The sequence below is a fragment of the Salipiger sp. genome (genome assembly GCF_059781815.1).
Map to the genome: position 1 here is coordinate 1 of NZ_JBYNAH010000427.1, position 1292 is coordinate 1292.

The 1292-nt window shown below is 61.8% G+C and carries 2 protein-coding genes; both read right to left on the reverse strand.

Annotation, left to right across the window (positions count from 1 at the left end; all coding sequences use genetic code 11):
- On the reverse strand, positions 1 to 859 hold an 859-nt coding region (locus AC6RA4_RS25515), incomplete at its 3' end, for a dihydrolipoyl dehydrogenase family protein (protein ID WP_500165125.1).
- 73 nt (positions 860 to 932) lie between these two features.
- Positions 933 to 1292: hypothetical protein (locus tag AC6RA4_RS25520; RefSeq protein WP_500165126.1), on the reverse strand; the 360-nt coding region annotated here is incomplete at its 5' end.

The window sequence follows — 1292 nt, forward strand, 5'->3', positions numbered from 1 at the left end:
GGGTCAGCTCGACCCCCAGCGCATCCAGACCCAGCCCGTCATGGAACGGCTTGCGCCCGGTGGCGACCAGAACGGTGTCGGCCTCGATCACGTGCTCGCTGTCATCCTTGCGCAGCTTGTAGGTCACCTTGGCCTTGGTCTTGGTGGCCTCGGTCTTTTGCACCGCAGCACCCATGACGAAGTTCAGGCCCTGCTTTTTCAGGATGCGCTGGAAGGTCTTCTGCACCTCGGGGTCCATGCCCGGGGTGATGACGTCGAGATATTCGATCACCGTCACCTCGGCGCCCAGACGCTGATAGACCGAGCCCAGTTCCAACCCGATCACGCCTGCGCCGATCACCAGCAGCTTTTTCGGGATCTTGCCCAGCTCCAGCGCGCCGGTCGAGGTTACGACGACCTTCTCGTCCACTTCGACGCCGGGCAGCGAGGCCGCCTCGGACCCGGAGGCGATGATGATGTTCTTGGCCTCGTGCACCTCATCACCGACCTTGACCTTGCCCGCCCCCGGGATCGAGCCCCAACCCTTGAGCCAGTCGATCTTGTAATTCTTGAACAGGAACTCGAAGCCCTTGGTGTTGGTGTCGATCACGTCCTGCTTGTAGGCCAGCATCTGTTTCCAGTCGACCGAGGGGCTTTTGCCCTTGAGGCCCATCTTGGCAAAGTTGTGCTCGGCCTCGTGCAGCTGATGGCTGGCATGCAGCAGCGCCTTGGACGGAATGCAGCCCACGTTCAGACAGGTGCCGCCCAGCGTCTCGCGCCCTTCGACGACGGCGGTTTTCAGGCCCAGCTGCGCGCAGCGGATGGCGCAGACATAGCCGCCAGGACCGGCGCCGATTACGATGACGTCATAGTTAGCCATTTTGTTCTCCCAAATCCGCGGAGTGTTCTTTTTTGAAAAGGCGACCCACGGGGTGGATCGCCTGGGTGCCTGTTCAGACGGGTGTCAGAACCTTCACCTGAATATGCGCGACGCCGCCACGTTCATGGTGCATGGCCAGCTCTTCCGATTCGATGAAGCTCTGGGCCCGGTCCAGATCGGTAATCTCGAACAGGGCAACCGCATGATCGCGCTGTTCGGGGTCTTTCCAGACGTGCAGATCGACAATCCCGGCCGCCTTGCGCATCGGCGTGTCCTCGCGGAATACCTTCAGCCAGGCGTCGAAATCGGCCACGTCGGCCTGCCAGAGTACATGCGTCGCCATGATCACAGATCCATCAGCAGACGGCGCGGGTCTTCCAGCGCCTCTTTCACGCGCACCAGGAAGGTCACCGCGCCCTTGCCGTCGACGATG